This is a genomic window from Wolbachia endosymbiont (group B) of Chesias legatella, assembly GCF_964026945.1.
Classification (GTDB): domain Bacteria; phylum Pseudomonadota; class Alphaproteobacteria; order Rickettsiales; family Anaplasmataceae; genus Wolbachia.
Map to the genome: position 1 here is coordinate 404,270 of NZ_OZ034711.1, position 16,576 is coordinate 420,845.

Annotated in this window: 14 protein-coding genes; 6 read left to right on the forward strand and 8 right to left on the reverse strand. The window is 33.2% G+C overall.

Annotated elements, in window-relative coordinates:
* Positions 1 to 229: 229 nt before the first annotated feature.
* The 4 genes from guaA to ccmC all read right to left on the reverse strand — a co-directional run bounded on the left by guaA (position 230) and on the right by ccmC (position 5,706).
* Positions 230 to 1,792, reverse strand: a complete 1,563-nt coding sequence (guaA, locus tag AAGD65_RS01905; protein ID WP_264375878.1) for a glutamine-hydrolyzing GMP synthase — start codon at positions 1,790 to 1,792, stop codon at positions 230 to 232.
* A gap of 227 nt (positions 1,793 to 2,019) precedes the next feature.
* Positions 2,020 to 3,480, reverse strand: a complete 1,461-nt coding sequence (locus AAGD65_RS01910) for a type II secretion system protein GspD (protein WP_265017007.1) — start codon at positions 3,478 to 3,480, stop codon at positions 2,020 to 2,022.
* Between the two features lie 579 nt (positions 3,481 to 4,059).
* Positions 4,060 to 4,656 carry a hypothetical protein gene (locus AAGD65_RS01915; RefSeq protein ID WP_264683146.1) on the reverse strand — a complete coding sequence of 199 codons (597 nt, stop codon included), beginning with the start codon at positions 4,654 to 4,656 and terminating at the stop codon, positions 4,060 to 4,062.
* A 339-nt stretch (positions 4,657 to 4,995) separates the two neighbouring features.
* The gene (ccmC, locus tag AAGD65_RS01920) at positions 4,996 to 5,706 is read right to left on the reverse strand and encodes a heme ABC transporter permease CcmC (protein WP_264377995.1); all 711 of its coding nucleotides are present in this window, start codon (positions 5,704 to 5,706) and stop codon (positions 4,996 to 4,998) included.
* Between the two features lie 142 nt (positions 5,707 to 5,848).
* Here ccmC and AAGD65_RS01925 point away from each other — a divergent pair, with 142 nt between their 5' ends.
* Positions 5,849 to 6,667, forward strand: coding sequence for a pyruvate, water dikinase regulatory protein (locus AAGD65_RS01925; RefSeq protein ID WP_264375245.1), 819 nt, complete (start codon positions 5,849 to 5,851; stop codon positions 6,665 to 6,667).
* A gap of 69 nt (positions 6,668 to 6,736) precedes the next feature.
* A complete protein-coding gene (gene ykgO, locus AAGD65_RS01930) occupies positions 6,737 to 6,865 on the forward strand; it encodes a type B 50S ribosomal protein L36 (protein ID WP_006015378.1) in 129 nt (42 codons plus the stop codon).
* Between the two features lie 212 nt (positions 6,866 to 7,077).
* Here ykgO and AAGD65_RS01935 read toward each other — a convergent pair whose 3' ends face one another.
* Both AAGD65_RS01935 and recG read right to left on the reverse strand, forming a co-directional pair.
* Positions 7,078 to 7,260, reverse strand: a complete 183-nt coding sequence (locus AAGD65_RS01935) for a hypothetical protein (RefSeq protein WP_264683147.1) — start codon at positions 7,258 to 7,260, stop codon at positions 7,078 to 7,080.
* A 329-nt stretch (positions 7,261 to 7,589) separates the two neighbouring features.
* Positions 7,590 to 9,629 (reverse strand): ATP-dependent DNA helicase RecG, encoded by a 2,040-nt coding sequence (gene recG, locus AAGD65_RS01940; protein WP_341810968.1) that lies wholly within the window; start codon positions 9,627 to 9,629, stop codon positions 7,590 to 7,592.
* 144 nt (positions 9,630 to 9,773) lie between these two features.
* Between recG and AAGD65_RS01945 the strand changes: the two genes are divergently transcribed.
* Complete coding sequence (locus AAGD65_RS01945; RefSeq protein WP_264683149.1) at positions 9,774 to 10,790, forward strand: hypothetical protein; 1,017 nt, start codon at positions 9,774 to 9,776, stop codon at positions 10,788 to 10,790.
* Positions 10,791 to 11,151: 361 nt separating this feature from the next.
* On the opposite strand, the gene AAGD65_RS01950 is transcribed toward AAGD65_RS01945, so the two are convergent.
* Positions 11,152 to 11,400 carry a hypothetical protein gene (locus AAGD65_RS01950; protein WP_019236609.1) on the reverse strand — a complete coding sequence of 83 codons (249 nt, stop codon included), beginning with the start codon at positions 11,398 to 11,400 and terminating at the stop codon, positions 11,152 to 11,154.
* Between the two features lie 363 nt (positions 11,401 to 11,763).
* Here AAGD65_RS01950 and AAGD65_RS01955 point away from each other — a divergent pair, with 363 nt between their 5' ends.
* The 3 genes from AAGD65_RS01955 to AAGD65_RS01965 all read left to right on the forward strand — a co-directional run bounded on the left by AAGD65_RS01955 (position 11,764) and on the right by AAGD65_RS01965 (position 14,738).
* Positions 11,764 to 12,318, forward strand: a complete 555-nt coding sequence (locus AAGD65_RS01955; protein WP_007301922.1) for a hypothetical protein — start codon at positions 11,764 to 11,766, stop codon at positions 12,316 to 12,318.
* Positions 12,319 to 12,537: 219 nt separating this feature from the next.
* Entirely contained in the window at positions 12,538 to 13,764 is a 1,227-nt protein-coding gene (mtaB, locus tag AAGD65_RS01960; protein WP_264683150.1) for a tRNA (N(6)-L-threonylcarbamoyladenosine(37)-C(2))-methylthiotransferase MtaB, read from the forward strand.
* Between the two features lie 59 nt (positions 13,765 to 13,823).
* Entirely contained in the window at positions 13,824 to 14,738 is a 915-nt protein-coding gene (locus tag AAGD65_RS01965) for an outer membrane protein (RefSeq protein ID WP_264683151.1), read from the forward strand.
* A 279-nt stretch (positions 14,739 to 15,017) separates the two neighbouring features.
* On the opposite strand, the gene secD is transcribed toward AAGD65_RS01965, so the two are convergent.
* Positions 15,018 to 16,532 carry a protein translocase subunit SecD gene (secD, locus tag AAGD65_RS01970; RefSeq protein ID WP_010405309.1) on the reverse strand — a complete coding sequence of 505 codons (1,515 nt, stop codon included), beginning with the start codon at positions 16,530 to 16,532 and terminating at the stop codon, positions 15,018 to 15,020.
* Positions 16,533 to 16,576: the final 44 nt, after the last annotated feature.

Genomic DNA, 16,576 nt, shown 5'->3' on the forward strand with positions numbered 1-16,576 from the left:
ATAATGATAAAAAGTCAATTAAAACAAGCTAATAACTGGGATTGTGAATAGTAAATTAGATTCAAGTAGCCTCTGTGGTGTCATTCAACTTCGGTGTCATCCCAGTACTGGGATCCAGGAACCAGCGTCACGCGCTGGAATGACATTAAATAGTTTTCCTTAAAATTTGAGTTATGCAAGCAGCCTCTTTGGTGTGATTCGAGTAGCTGAAACTGGAATGAAATTATTGCTACTCCCACTCAATAGTTGCTGGTGGCTTGGAAGTTAAATCATACACAACTCGATTTACTCCGGAAACTTTGTTAACAATTATACTACTGACGTCTTGCAAAAACCTCCAAAATACTAACGAATGTTGATCTTTATTTTCAAATGGAAATGCATCAGCTGTCATGCCATCAGATGAAGTCACAGCCCTTAAAGCGCAAACATATCCGTATGTACGATTATCTCCCATAACTCCCACAGTTTTTACTGGTAACAGTACAGCAAAAGCCTGCCATATTTTATCATACAGATCATAATTTTTCATTGTGTTGATATATATTTCATCTACTTCTTGCAATATTCGTACCTTTTCTTCATCAACCTCACCTATGATCCTCACTGCAAGTCCAGGCCCAGGAAATGGATGTTGAAATATTATCTCATCTGAAAGCCCAATTTCTTTGCCAAGCAGCCTTACTTCATCTTTAAAGAGATAGCGTAAAGGTTCTACTAGTTTCAGATTCATTTTTTCTGGCAACCCACCAACATTGTGATGAGATTTAATTGTACTAGTGTTTCCTGAAGCGTGCCCTGATTCAACTACATCAGAGTAAATGGTGCCTTGCATTAAAAAATCCACATCACCTATTTTTTTTGCCTCTTCTTCAAATACTTCGATAAAAGTATTGCCGATAATTTTTCGCTTTTCTTCCGGATCAGTTATTCCCCTTAACCTACTTAAAAACAAGTTTGATTTATCAACGTAATTTATTGGAATTTCTTTTAACATAGCAGTGGTCTGGCTCTTACGCAATAACCCAGTATCGATAAAAATACAGTTTAATTGTTTTCCTATAGCTTTGTGTGTAAGAACTGCTGCAACACTTGAATCAACCCCCCCACTTACTGCAGCAATTACTTTTTTCTCCCCTACTAAGTTTTGAATTTTTTCCTTCTGTTTTTCAACGAATGACTTCATTGTCCAATCTCTCTCACAATTTGCAATATCTAAGAAATTAGAGAGAAGTTTACTACCATTTGTCGTAGGCTTAACTTCAGGATGGAACTGAGTACAGTAAATCTTCCGCTGTTCGTTGGCAATTATTGCGATTGTTTGATTTATTATACCTGAGGCAATAGCAGTAAATCCTTGCGGTATAGTTTCGACACTGTCTGCATGGTTCATTAGCACATCGACTTCGGAATTAACGTTCCAAGTATCCTTTATAATTGGGGATTCTTTTAGTATCTTGATTTTAGTTTTGCCAAATTCCTGATTGAATTCTTTTCTTACCTTTGCCCCGAAATAATGACAAATGAGTTGCTGTCCATAACATATTCCAAGTATAGGAGTGTTTATTGTTTCGTTAAGTTTTATAATTTTATGTGCTACTTCACTTACTTCAGAGCAATTGTCATTTACAGATTGCGGTCCTCCAGAAAAAATAAATCCATTGAATTTTGATACTGTTTCGAAATCGATATTGCTTGGAAATATTTCACAGTAAACGCCCATTTCCCTGATTTGTCTTGCAATAAGCTGTGTAAACTGTGAACCAAAATCAATAACGGCAATTGCTGACAATGTGCTCCTCCATATTATTTAAAGCAATATTTGATAATAAAGAAAACAATAAAGTAAGTAAACTAAGACCTGTTTAAAAACTTTAATATATGACTAAAGTAACTTAAATTTACTGCAACAGATTTATGATTAAGCTGTCTTAATTATCATTCTGATACTCTCTTCTTATCATAATAGCAACCCCAACATCTTTCCTTAAGTTGATGCCATTGCCTGAACGGATACGTTTAATATATATATAAATTCCTATCTTTTATATCTAATAAACCAAGTGTTGGTACGATTGTTGCTTTCAGGAAGATGACGGTTTCTACTGTCTTAGCCAGTTTTTTTGACTTTTGATGCAATAAGTTTTGGTTATCTTTTCTATGCTCTATAAGCCCACCAATTACCATAACTTCGCCGCTCTTAATTTTTAACGTAGAGTGCATTTCTCTGGTTTCAATAATTGGAATGTCACTATTTAATTTCATTTTATTCTGCTGTGCGACATATTCTATATTTGGGTCTTTAGTGTAATCGTTAATTCTTGATAAGGTTGGATGTATATCCATGAATATTTCATTAGTATCAATGTTAATGCTTGGGTGGATTATTAACACCACACCTATTGGAGTGCTATTCATCTTGGTAATTAAGGCATGATTGGAGTTTCCGGTATCTTTCTGTATATCGGAAGTAAAATAGATATGGTTTTTAGTAAATGAAATCATTGCTTGCTGATTATTTATAGCATGTACTCTAGGGCTTGAAATTACGGTTGAAGTGCCAAATTTATTTAAAATTTTTACTAAATCTCCTAAATCACTCACACTAGAGTTAATTGCTAGGTCAATAATAGAGTTACCTTGATTTGTTATAGATTTGGTTTCATTATGCAAATCATTTAAGTTGATACCAGAAAGGTATTTATCGTCTAATAAAACTTCAACTATTTTGGCCTCGATCATTACTTGAGAAGACGCCAATTTCTTAACTTTATTAATATATTCTTCAACAGCTTTGTGAATATCTTTTCTAGCATTTAGAATAATGACACCAGCTTCTCTGTTGGATGAAAGAAACTCACCATCATCTACTCCGTTAACATCCATTATTGCATTTAAGCCTTTTTCTAATGAATTCCATAAATCACTACTATATTGAGATTTCATATAGTTTCTATCACCATCACTGTCGGTAATATTGTTACCAATGATAAAACTCCTTTGCGCAGAGTGTTGAATATTGATGAAGTCTACGTAATAATTTTGTGCATATGGCAAATCTTGTTCAATTCTAATTACACCATTATTCATTGAGTAACGCAATTTGGCGCTGTTGGCTATATTCTGAATTACTTCGTTTATGTTCTTATCTTTTAGCTTTAAAATAATATTACCTGATATTTTGGGATCTATGTCTAAGTTAACGTCAGAAAGTTTTCCTATCTCAATCAGTAAATCCTTTACTGGTACTTTTTCATCAACATTAATCGAAAGAAACTGATTACTGGTTGTAAGATCGGGAAACTCTACCGGTAAAGGTATCATTTCTGGTATTGCTGGTTCGTTATTCTTCAAAGGAGTATTATATTGTTGCAACGAATAATCGTGCTTATAATTGTCTATATTAACAGAATGTTGCTTGTTAGGTAGATGTGTACAAGAAATAATGAAAAGGAGTATTAAACATTTTAAAATAGCCATGAGGGCAGCATACAAATCTATACTAATAGTTTTCTATAAAAATGTTAAAAATGTATTTAATTGTATCCGTTCAGGGGAGTGGTTTAAGAAATGATAGATAGGAGATTATGAAAAGGGTTTAGCCGCATGGAAGTGGGATGAAAAGAAGCACTGGTTTCACATGCGTCTGAACAGACACCATTTTACAGCATTTTAAATTTGTCCTGTGCAATGTTTGTACAGTTGCGATAAAAATTACTTGACAAATTTTGACAGCTTTGTTATTTTGATAGTGAAGATATTCTAGAGCTCGAAATCTATCTTCGTCTGCAGACTTTTCAACTTCATTAATTTATAATCTCTAGTTAAAGTATATTGTACTTATGTATAGATAACTTCTATCATAGCTATATACATTTTTCTGAGTTTTTTTGTATTACTTAGGAGGATCATCATGTTTAAAATCATGGATTACGCATATCATTGACATAAATGCCTTAAAAGGACAGATGGTACCTACGTCCTCTTTATATAGATTATGTATTTGTTCAGATACGACTAAATTGTGTCTAGTGTAGAAAAAATTAGACAAATTCAGCCTTATATAGAACCAAATTCAACGGAAGTAGAATTATCCTCATTTCCATAATAGTAAGGATTTGCTTCTTGCGTATTATTAACAGCAGTTTTTAATAGTACTTCCTTATCACTATTCCATGCAACTTTCTCCATAATTGGAATATAATCCTTACACTTTTGATTATCTCCACAATCCTTGATTTTACTATCATCATTTAGATAACGCTTCAATGCATCATAGTATACTTTAGTGTTATTACCCTCTTTATCTATCATTTGTCCTAAGGTATTAACAAGTATCAATGGTGCAACTTGTTTTGCTTTTACAACACTTGTTTCACTGGGCTCTCTAAAGAGATTAGGACATGCTCCTCTGGAAAAAAAGCTTTTGTTGAATTCTGGATTACTATGGTAAACGTTCGGGTAACAGAAACTCTTAATCTCTTCTTCTTGACACGCTAACTCTATTTGATCATCGACACATTTTTCACATTCTATATTACCAAGCCAGGATATTGAATTAAGATCCTCTGTAAAGGCAAATTTAAAATTTACTGCACCATAATTACCATTTGCTCCCTCTTCTATATATTTTGCAATCTTAGGATTACTGTACATCTCAGGATATAATTCCTTTAGTAAATCAGATGCACTAAAACCTTGACAACCTATCTTATTATCAACTTTATAAAAATGAGAATATGGCCCACAATTTTCATACTTGGAACAATCTGAGGTTACTTTTCGAGATGTAATTTCTCCATTTTCATTCTCTCCTTCATCAGTAACAGGTTCGCCCGTATCAATTTCACCTTCTCTATCGGTAACAGGTTTATCTATACCACTTCCTTTTTTACATTCTTCAGCTATTTTTTATACCACTTAGTCTCTGCTGATGATTGCTCTACATTTTAATTTCCGTCGCTGTTCACAACATTACACTCTGGAACTATATACCTAATATCGCATGCTGATTTCTCTCTTTATCTTCTGCAAATTAATTAAATGAAGGGCATTAAGTATCCACACTACTAAGAAAAGTGTGGTACAAAATATAAACATTGCAATGAGTGGCAGCAGTAAAGAACCTTCTATTGCTACTCCACCTTTTCTAAAAATACTTGCTGGCTGATGAAGAGTAGACCATAAATTCACAGAAAATTTTACTATGGGAATATTTATAGCACTAAAAATGGCAAATACTGCTGATGATTTCTCTGCTCTTGCTTGATTATCAAAAGCGCTCCACAATGAAAGATAACCAACATACAGAAAAAACAAAATCAGCATTGAAGTAAGCCTTGCATCCCATACCCACCAAGTACCCCATGTTCCTTTTCCCCAGACGCTACCTGTGATTAAGCATATTGCCGAAAAGACTGTCCCTGCAGGAGCAGCGGCATGTGCTAAGACACTAGCAACACTATTGTTCCATACCAACGAAATGAAACTGAGTGATGCAATGAGTCCGTATATTCCAAGAGCAAGCCATGCAGAAGGCACATGAAGATACATAATTCGTACAATTTCTCCTTGTTTATAATCTCCTGGGGAGAAGAATAATGCCAAGAACATTCCAATTAAAAAACATGCGAAACAAATAACCCCAAGCCAAGGTAGAGCTTTTTTAGCAAAAGAAGTGAAATTTGTAGGCTTTAATAAAAACATTCGTTTTGAGAATAATTGTGTTAAGAATTTATCAATTAGTTTGAGTTTTATCAACAAGATAGTTTTTCTATATTTACGTAGTATAATAAATTAGCACAATTTCAGTAGCAGATTGCTTGCTATTATTTTTAGTATAACGTTGATGACCCTTAAAAAGCTTAACCTACACTTAGTGTCAGATTCAAGTGGTGAAACTGTTATATCAGTTGCAAAATCAGCTCTGAAACACTTTCGTTCTGTAGAAACGATCGAATATGTTTGGTCTTTCGTAAAAGGAGAAGAGCAGATTGACAAAATTTTAGAGGAAATTAATAGAAAAAGTGATGAGCATAATTTTGTTATATGCACTATTACTAATGATGAGCTAAGAAAATATCTAAAAAATAATTGTATAAAGCTAAAAATTCCCTACAGAGCGATATTATCACACATTATTAGGGAAATCTCATCCTATCTTGAAATTGAAAAAGACGAAAAACTTGACTTACATGCTGAGATAAATAACGAATATTTTCAGCGCATTGAGGCAATAAACTATACCATTAATCATGATGATGGACAAAATATTCAAGATATTGATAAAGCCGATATAATTTTGGTTGGAGTTTCACGCACATCAAAATCTCCCACCAGTATGTATTTAGCTTACCGAGGCTATAAAGTTGCAAATGTTCCTTTTGTTAGCGAGATACCCTTTTACGTCGACTTAGCAAAATTAAAAAATAAACTGACTATAGGAGTAACAATAGACGTAAGAAGGCTAATAGAAATACGCAAAAATAGACTGACTTCAATTAATAATGAAGGTAATAATATATATGCTGACCCTAGAAAAGTAGAAAAGGAAATTAAAGAAGCAGAGGAGTTCTTTAAGCAAAATAACTGGCCAATTATTGATGTCACGCAAAGGTCAATCGAAGAAGTATCAGCAACAATTATACAGTATTTTAATAAAATGTGAAAAATTTATCAATTGACTAACTCTCTGTCAGTGATCATAATGTAAGGTAATTCTATTCTTACTGTAGATATGAAAGTTAAAGGGTCACTAAAATCTCATCGTAACAGAGATAAAAATTGTAAAGTTGTGAAAAGGGGTGGTAAGGTTTATATTATAAATAAGGTAAAGCCAAGATGTAAAGCGCGTCAAGGTTCTTAGCTTTTTGTTTTCCTTTTTATGTCATATGTTTTTCATATGGAAGCATGGTTAGAAAGAAACAAAAATTGTTGCATAGCACTGCCCATTTCTTCTCTTACATTATATTTTGGTATTAACATGATTACAGGCAGACGTGGCTTGTTAACATTAATTAACTTAAAAAAAAGAAATTAATTACGTGCGTCAACAAGTCCATGAATTTTAGTTCCACCCTAAGCCCTCTTGAGAATTTTTTCTATATATAGGCTGAGCATGAATGACATCTGATCATCAATTATGCAAATCTTGTTGTGCATACTTAAGTCATTTTGCCAAAATTCCCTTTTTGCATCACCTTTTAAACCTCTTGTGTATACTTCTGTAATTGTGGTAAATTTTTGATCATTGGCAGCCACTTCTCCACACTGCTTCCATACATATTCTCAACTTCTTCTCGCTTTTACTGTGTATTCCTTTTGTGCTCTTTAAAACGGTACCTTCTATATATATATTTATTGTCATTAGGCTAATTTACCGCTTTTTTTCCATTTTTATACTTCCTGCCCTTGATTAATTTGACCTGCTAACATTTTGTTTACAGGGCCTGCTATTAACTCTGCACAATTTATTCTTATGGTAAAAACTTCTTCTTCACTCTTATTTTTCCTTAACTTGACGCATATGGTTTGTTAAATACTCCCGTCTGTCAAGGAATTTCTACTCATGAAGGTTATGGCTTGGAAGATTACTGAAATTTTGAAAAATGTAGTCTACTTCTATATTCAAATATATCAAGCAGTAATTCAAAATTAGCTATTGTACCTTTTGCACTATTATATGCAAGGTTGAGCAATTCTCTGTCCTCATATAAATCAGCAAATTTAAACTCCATGCACCCTGATTGTTTTGTGCCTAGAATATCTCCGCTACCCCTCAGCATCATATCCTTTTCAGCAATATAAAATCCATCTTGTGACTCACACATAATCTTTAACTTTGAATACGAACTTTTACTGAGATTGTCATATAACAGTACACAAAAAGACGGTTTATTTCCTCGTCCTACTCTACCTCTTAACTGATGTAATTGCGATAACCCGAACTGCTCTGCATTCTCTATAATCATAATAGTTGCATCTGGTACATCTATGCCAACTTCTATCACAGTAGTTGCAACAAGCAGAGAAAATTCATTCCTCTTGAAGGAAAACATCACTTGATCTTTCTGCTCTTGAGTTAGTTTTCCGTGTATTATTCCAACTCTATCAAAAAATGTCTTTTGTAGTTCCTGAAAGCGCATTTCTGCTGCGGCAATATTGAGTTCTTCGTTTTCTTCTATATATGGACAAATCCAATATGCTTTTTCGCCTCTATTTATAGCATCTTTCAGTCTTTGAATAATATCTGATACTTTTTTAACGTTCATAATAACGGTTTTTATTGGCAATCTAGATTTTGGTTTTTCCCTTAAAATAGAACATTCAACATCACCATACATAGCTTGCTGCAAGGTTCTTGGAATGGGAGTTGCAGTAACAAAAAGTATATCGGTATTTTCTCCTTTTCCTACCAACCGATTCCTCTGTATCACTCCAAATCGCTGTTGTTCGTCTATGAATGCGAGTCCTAAATTTTTAAATGTAACGTTGGCTTGAAATAATGCATGAGTACCAATTACTATATTTAAAATACCACTTGCAAGTTCGTTCATAATAATCTTTCTTTCCTTGCGCGCAGTTTTACCGGTAAGCAAAGCAACTTTTATATCAGTACAAGATAGAGCTTCTTCGATCCAATTATAATGTTGCTCAGCCAAGATAGTAGTTGGTGCCATTAGAGCTACTTGCATGTTATTTTCTACCACATTCAGCATCGCAAAGAGTGCAACTACAGTTTTGCCACTCCCAACGTCACCTTGCAGCAGACTTACCATGCGGTATCTGGATTTTTGTCTTTCTGAGATTTCATCTATCGCTCGAATTTGATCATTTGTTAATTGGAACGGTAATTCATTTAAGACCTGCTCTTTGTATTTACTCAATATTATAAATTCTTTTCCCTCTTTTTTTACATGATTTTCCCTTGCAAGCTTTAGTGCCAACTGGTACGCAAATAGCTCATCATAAGCAAGTCTTTCTCTGCAAACTTCTGCTTCTGCGAGTGAGCTCGGTCTGTGCAATCTTATGATGCTTTCTTTCCAATTCAGCCATTTCTTTTGCTTGATTAATGTTTCATCTATCCACTCTGGCAAATCAGGCAAATCTTTTAGATTAGAACTTATTATGTTTCTAATGCTCTTGTTAGTAATACCGCGACATAATTGGTAAACTGGCTCTATGCAGGCTATTTCTTTAAATTGATTGATATCAGATAACATATAATCTGGGTGAGTAATTTGCCAATGTTCGGCAAACTTTTCAAGTTTACCACTGATTACTATATCTGTTCCAACTGGAAATAATTTATACAAATATTTAACTGAGTAATTAAAAAAAACTATAAATAAATACTGACTTTCACTTTCAACGATTATTTTATATGGCCTACCTCTAACGGTGGGGCGCTGGTGCTCATACACTTTTGCCATAAAAGTTGTAAATTCTCCCACTTGAGCATCAGGTAGTGATTTACTTCTATCCACATAGCTGAGCGGCCTATAAAACAGCAAGTCCATTACTCTGTCTCCACCGCAAAGTTTAGGCAATATTGCGGAATGAAACCTTGGTATATTCTCAATTTTACTATTTAGAAAAGTCAGCACACTTGACTGCTCATCAACATTCATACTGTGTAAAACCGTTTATTCATAATAGAGCCTTACTAAAATCCTGTCACCCTATTATGACTGTCTATGTTAAGTATATTATTGACATATTAACTATTTTTATGTATTATTATACTATCAGCAATTCATATCAAAGTATTAACAATGAACAACTCTACACAGGAAAAAAATGAAAATCCAGTAGTTACACTCAAAGCTCAGGCAGAAAAGTTTGATTTTAGCAAATTAAGAGCTTCAAGAGATAATAAAGCAGCAAATTCTGGTGAAGCTATATATAAAGATTTTGACAGAATGGACTTTGTTATTAAAGACAGAAATATAGACAAAATCTTAATTAAAGCGCTGATAAACAGAAATAAGGAAGGATTTGATAAGATTTTGGAAGAATATTGTGAAGATCCGGAAATCCCTAGTGATAAAAAAACTGATCAATATAAAGAAGAGATTAAAAGATTTTACGATTTAGGCAAAGAACACACGCATCTATTACCGAAAGAAGGAGATAAAAACAAGAGTTATCGTGCATTTGCAAAAGAAGTTTTTAAGGAAATATTTGAATATGCCAACGCTCAGGTTCCAAGTGACTCTATCTTAGAGGAATTGGTTACCAATTGTAATCAGGCAGGGTATGAAGCTGGTGTATTTATAGAATCTCAATTTGCACTTAGCCAACATTCATTGAAAATACTCTCACCTAAAAAAGTTATAAATATCTATTATGTTGACCAAAATAATGTGAGTGTTAGATCTGATATGACATTACCAATACTCTCCCAAGAGAGTGATGTTCAATTAGGTGACAAGGTATGTGATCTATCCAGCTCACTGGAATTTACACTTGAATCTCAAGATGGGAAAGATGATGTGATATATAAAGATGGCAAATTGTCACTTACTGTGCCCCGAAAATTGAGAGACTACAAAATTGATGGCAGAAGTTTATTTGATACCATTAAAGAATATTTCTACAAATTCTGCGAGAAGTTAGGATTCAAGTTTGAAGTAGAAATAGAACACAATTTTGAAGAAGAAGATTCTTTATATGAAGGTGAGGAGTATAACTTTGAGGGAGCACGTCTTGTGTTTCAAGAACAACCTCAAAACTATATAGAAGATCCAGATGTGGATCCTCTTAATAAAAAACGTGAAACTTCACCTTGATAATAATTAAAATATCTCAAAGCTTATTTGCATAGTCAGTTGTACTAGACGCAACTTAATCTGACAGAAAAACTAATATCAATCTCTATGTTTGATGCTACTAATATTTTTCTAAAAAGCAATATGCTTGCTATCAAGAAAAGTCTGCATAGCAATATTTACCTAAATGAGGCCTTGTCTCAATTCCTAAATATAGCTGTGATTTTCTGGTTTATCATAGCCCATATCAGTCAAAATGCGCGATAATAGCACCATCAAAGAAAGATATATTAAAAAGATTAGCGGCAGTAATTGCAGTTTTCTCTGTTTGCCATAGCAACTCTTGAGTAGGTATCAATAATAATGATAATCTATATATCTGCTATAAAACCTCGAGATCCGTAGAATAGGGCTGACTAAGGTTCTCATACATTCCTGTATGCTGAGAACATAAAAGCTCTTTTGATTCTATTCCTAAATCCTCAAGTATTTGCTCCTGTTCAGCTATAAGTTCTAATAGCCCTGTTCCACTTTCACTTACTTCACTTCGTTCAAGACACATAAGTTCTGTTAACTCTGCTATGTCTTCTCTAGAAAGCTGATTTTTTTCAGAAAAAGTTGTTTCACTCATATGGTCCTCTTTTTGATATAAAGAGTATCTTATACAAGAGAATAACTAAAATAATCTAAACTCTTGTGTCATATTTGTAGCTTGGTGTAGTTATATGGTACATTTCAGATAAGAGTACTGATTATCTAATTGTAGGAGAAGACCTAGTCAAAATATAAAAAAGCAGTGGAATTGGGGGTGGTAAATTCAGAAGTGTCTGAATAACTGTGTGAACTAAGTTCGGAGGAGAATAGTATCAAGAAAGGAGAAAATTATATGGTCTTACCTTTATTGATGTATTAATTGAGAAGAGTTCTTAAAAGTTAATGTTTTGTTAGTTGTTTCATACTAAAATAGGCATATATAAATAATTAGGAGAATGTTATGCGGTCTAATTCCAATTCACTTAATAAATACGGATATGTATCTGATGCAAATGGATTGTCTCACCAACAAATGGGAATGTATGATGATTTAGGAAGATATGAAGTTGCTGATGAAGATATGATGTACCAAAAAAACTATGGTATTATTGGTGATAGTTTAAAAAAAGTAACAAATCTGACTGGAGATACAGCAAAGAGTATAGCAGATTACCTTATTAAACCTGTTAGTGATCAGGTTGCAAAGCAAATCGTTGTTCCATTAGGAACAGAGATTATAAGTAAAATTGTCGTACCTATTACAAAGAAAGTTGCAGAACAAAATCAAGACATGATAAAAGAGCTAACAGATAAACTCATGGTTCGCGTGGAAGATTTTGCTCGGTTACAAATAGAAAAATTAAAAGAAGACGTAAAGCAAGAGATAACATCAATACCAGGTAAAGTTTTAGAGAAGATAAAACCTTCTTCATGGCTTCCATGGAAAGCAGAAAGTTTGGATGAAGCTTATTCTGACACTTATGTACCAAATGATATAGATGAATTTGCATGGTAGAGCTTCAAGGTTTAGCAAAATGTTTTTTGGTTTATATTCGCTTGAGGTTAACATCATTGGCCTTAAGCTTTTTTTAATGCTAAATGATCTTACTGTATATCTACAAATTCTTCCTGTGATTTTCAACTCTAGAGGTTATGCTTAAATTATAATATCTACCAAAAAAATAGTCATTTTGCTTGGATATTTGATATAATTTAGATCTATTAAAGCAAAAGCATGAATGAAGTAATAACATTTGGTTGTCGTCTAAATTTCTACGAGAGTGAGTTAATCAAAGAAGCATTAAAAAAAGCAAAGAGAGAAAATGTTGTTGTAGTGCATAGCTGTGCAGTGACAAACGAAGCAGAACGCCAAGTGAAGCAAAAAATACGTAAGATCTATAAAAACGACCCAAGTAAAGAAATTATCGTAGTTGGCTGTGCCGTTCAATTAGATCCTAAATCATATAGTGATATTCCTGGTGTAAGTAAAGTGCTAGGTAATCAAGACAAGCTAAGAGCTGAAAATTATCTACTAAATAATGATGAAATCTTAGTCAGTGATAACCAAGTAAAACCTATTCTCATTAATGGATTTGAAGATAAATCAAGGGCATTTATTGAAATTCAAAATGGTTGTAATCATAGTTGTACATTTTGCTCAATTACTGAGGCAAGAGGAAATAATCGATCTGTGCCAGTAAACAATATTATAGAGCAAATTAAGATTTTTATAGAAAATGGGTATCAAGAAGTGGTGTTTACAGGTGTTGATATTACTGATTTTGGTACAGATTTGTTTGGTAAGCAATCACTCAGTTCAATGATTAGAAGAGTTTTAAAGGATATACCACAGTTAAAGAGACTAAGACTTTCCTCTATTGATGTTGCTGAAGTTGATGATGAACTAATGGATTTAATAGCTAATGAGTCAAGACTTATGCCTCACTTACACTTGAGTCTACAGTCTGGTAATAATTTAATACTAAAGAGAATGAAACGTCGTCACAATAGAGAACAAGTGATAGAATTTTATCATAAAATGAAGAGCTTAAGACCTAATATAGCATTTGGCGCTGATATTATTGCTGGATTTCCAACAGAAACTGATGAAATGTTTCAGGATACAGTTGATTTACTGAAAAAAATAAATGTAGTTTATCTACATGCTTTTCCATATTCAGAGCGGAAAAACACACCTGCTGCACGGATGCCACAAATACCAGAGAATGTACGTAAAGAACGAGTAAAGCATCTAAGAGAAATAAATAAAGAAATGATGAGCAGTTTTTATCAATCTTTGCTCGGCACTGAGCAAAGCGTTTTGGTTGAGCAGAATAATATTGGTAGAACAGAAAATTTTGCATTAATAAAACTTACATCAAGAGTTCAAGCTAAAAGTATTGTGAAAGCTCATGTTAAAGGAATAGAAAATAATTGTTTAATTGGAAATATTATTTCTTAATTTTTGTACATTAAAGGAATATATGATATAGTAGTTATACTATAAGTGATAATTCATTTATGATAATTAGAATATCTATTGCTTTATTTTTCATCTTCATTCCGTGTGTCTATTTTTTTATTACTTATATCAATAACAATACACACATTGAGCAAGTACAACCGTTAAAATTAGAAACAGATAATAATGAAAGTGTAATACGTTCTGAAGAGGTTGCTGAAAGAGAAATACCAATAAAATATCAAGAACTTAAAAGTAGTTCACCTTCTATTTTCCAAGCAGCTGGTCAGAAAAATATGTTGCCACGTATTACAGATCAAGCTGAACCTACAAAGGCAAAATCAAAAAAACTTGATTTCTATGTTAGTGCTAACGGTGGTAAGATATATTCTGATAACTCAGAAGTATTTGTGGAGGGTATACGTGAAATAGGAAAAAGAATTCTTGCTTTAGCTGAGGGCCGTTATGGTAGTTTTCTTTTAGACCTATTCTTAGGAGATGAAATTAAAAACATAAAAAAATTTAACGGTAAAATTGATTTTCAGTGGCTTAGCAGCATATCTGTAGGTTACTATGCTGGAGAAAATGGCCGAGTTGATTTTGAGACCATGTATTCTAAAGTCAATATTGAAGATAGTAACTCTCCTCCGGTATTTGATAAATCAGCAAGTGTATCTGCATTCTTATTAAATTTTTACTATAACCCTAATGTTCAAAATACTCAATTTGCTCCGTATATTGGTCTTGGTATAGGATCAACAGTTTTTAGATTAAAAAGGATTGATAAATCATCTAAAAATTTAGTGCCACTGAATGTTCCTTGGCTTGTTTATCAAATAAAGCTTGGTGTTGATTACTCAGTAATTCCAGAAGTTAAAACCTTTCTCGGCTATCGTTACTTTAATATTCCAACACCTATTGCAGACGATATATCCACTCATAATATTGAAGTTGGTTTGATGTTTAATTTTTAGTAATAATATCTTTTCAATTCTAATATCCTGATTTCCATTCAGAAATTTGATAAATCTATCCATATCTTTAATCTTATGGCCATATCCTTTGTGATAGCCTGAAGATGGTTTCTGTTTCTTTTTTCCTTTTCCTCCACAAATATGTTGGTTTTATGCTCACTAAATTGGTGAGCATGTTACAACGTTTTTGACGACGAAAAGACTGGATAGCTACTTTCATGACAACCATTTAGTTGTCTTTTCTCGTCTATCTTATTTTGTCACTCTGCTGAACAGATACTAAAGTACTAGCTTTTGTGGGTTGATGCACAATTCTATCAGAAGTTTTGTGACTATAATTGCAGAAAACATCGAGCACAGGATTCCTATCGATAAAGTGACAGAAAACCCTCTAATTGCTCCGCTACCAATAATGAACATTATTCCTGCAGCAATCAGTGTAGTGAGGTTTGAGTCAAGAATTGTTTTTATTGCGTTTTTAAATCCTTCTTCAATGGCACGAGCTGTTCTTTTTCCTGCTCTTATTTCTTCGCGGATGCGTTCAAATATTAAAACATTTGCATCCACTGACATGCCAACAGTTAGCGCAATTCCAGCAATTCCAGGGAGAGTAAGAGTTGCTTCAAGTAAGGTAAGAATGAGTAGTATAGAGATTACATTAAAAACGAGTGCAACAGACGCTAATAAGCCTAATTTCCCGTAAGTAATGATTATAGATAAACCAACGGCTATGATAGAGATTATTGCTGCAATTTCTCCTGCTTTTATTGACTCTTCTCCAAGGCTTGGACCAATGTTTTTTTCTTCAATTATTTTAAGTGGTGCAGGTAGTGCACCTGATTTTAAAAGTATTGCAAGTTCACTCGCTTGTTTTTCAGTGAAATTACCGCTAATTTCTCCCTCTCCATTTAGAATAGGTTCACGTATTGTTGGTACAGTTAAGACTGTGTTATCTAAAACAATTGCAAAAGGCTTTCCTACATTTTCTTTAGTAATTTTTGCAAATTTTTTACTTGCTATGCTGTCGAATTTGAAATGTACTGTTGGTTTACCTAAATTGCCAAATCTAACTGATGCGTTAACTAATGAATCACCGCCTATTTCAGTTTTGCGGAATATCGGGTAGGAATTACCCAAAGAATCCTTGAGCATAATCGTAGTGTCATGATCGATATCTTGCATTTTAGCTACATTGGTGTTTGCCAAATGGAAGGCCAGCTTGGCTGTTTTGCCAAGCAGAGATTTTATCTGCTGAGTGTCTTCTACTCCAGGAACTTGGACTAATATCTTATTTTGTCCTTGTTTTTGCACACTTACTTCCTTAGTACCAAGCTTATCTAAGCGTCTTTGAACATTAACTATTGACTCTGAAACTACTTCATTGATTAATGAATTCTTATAATGCGGTTTATATGAAATGAAAATTGCAGTATTTTTTCTACTCAATTCTAAATTTGGGTTTATTTTATGTATTAACGTTGAAACTTTTTTGTAATCATCAATATTATTTAAAGTTACAACCACTTGTTTATCGTTTTTTGCGCTAAATTCAATCTTTTGTGTTAACAGACCTTCTTTTATTTCATCGGTTAGCATGCTTAGTTTCTCTTTGAAGTAAAAATCTAAGTCTACATTTAGAAGCAGAGATGATCCACCTTTCAGGTCAAGCCCTAAATTTATTCTCTTTTTTGAGGTAAAGAACTTATTATCAATAAAATTTGGCAGTATTATATATAAGGACAGCAAAAAAATTAGTAACACTGAAAGAGATTTAACTATTATCTTGTTTGGCATAAATTTAAACTATATTAGTGCATTGTAGACCGAATAGTTGCTAA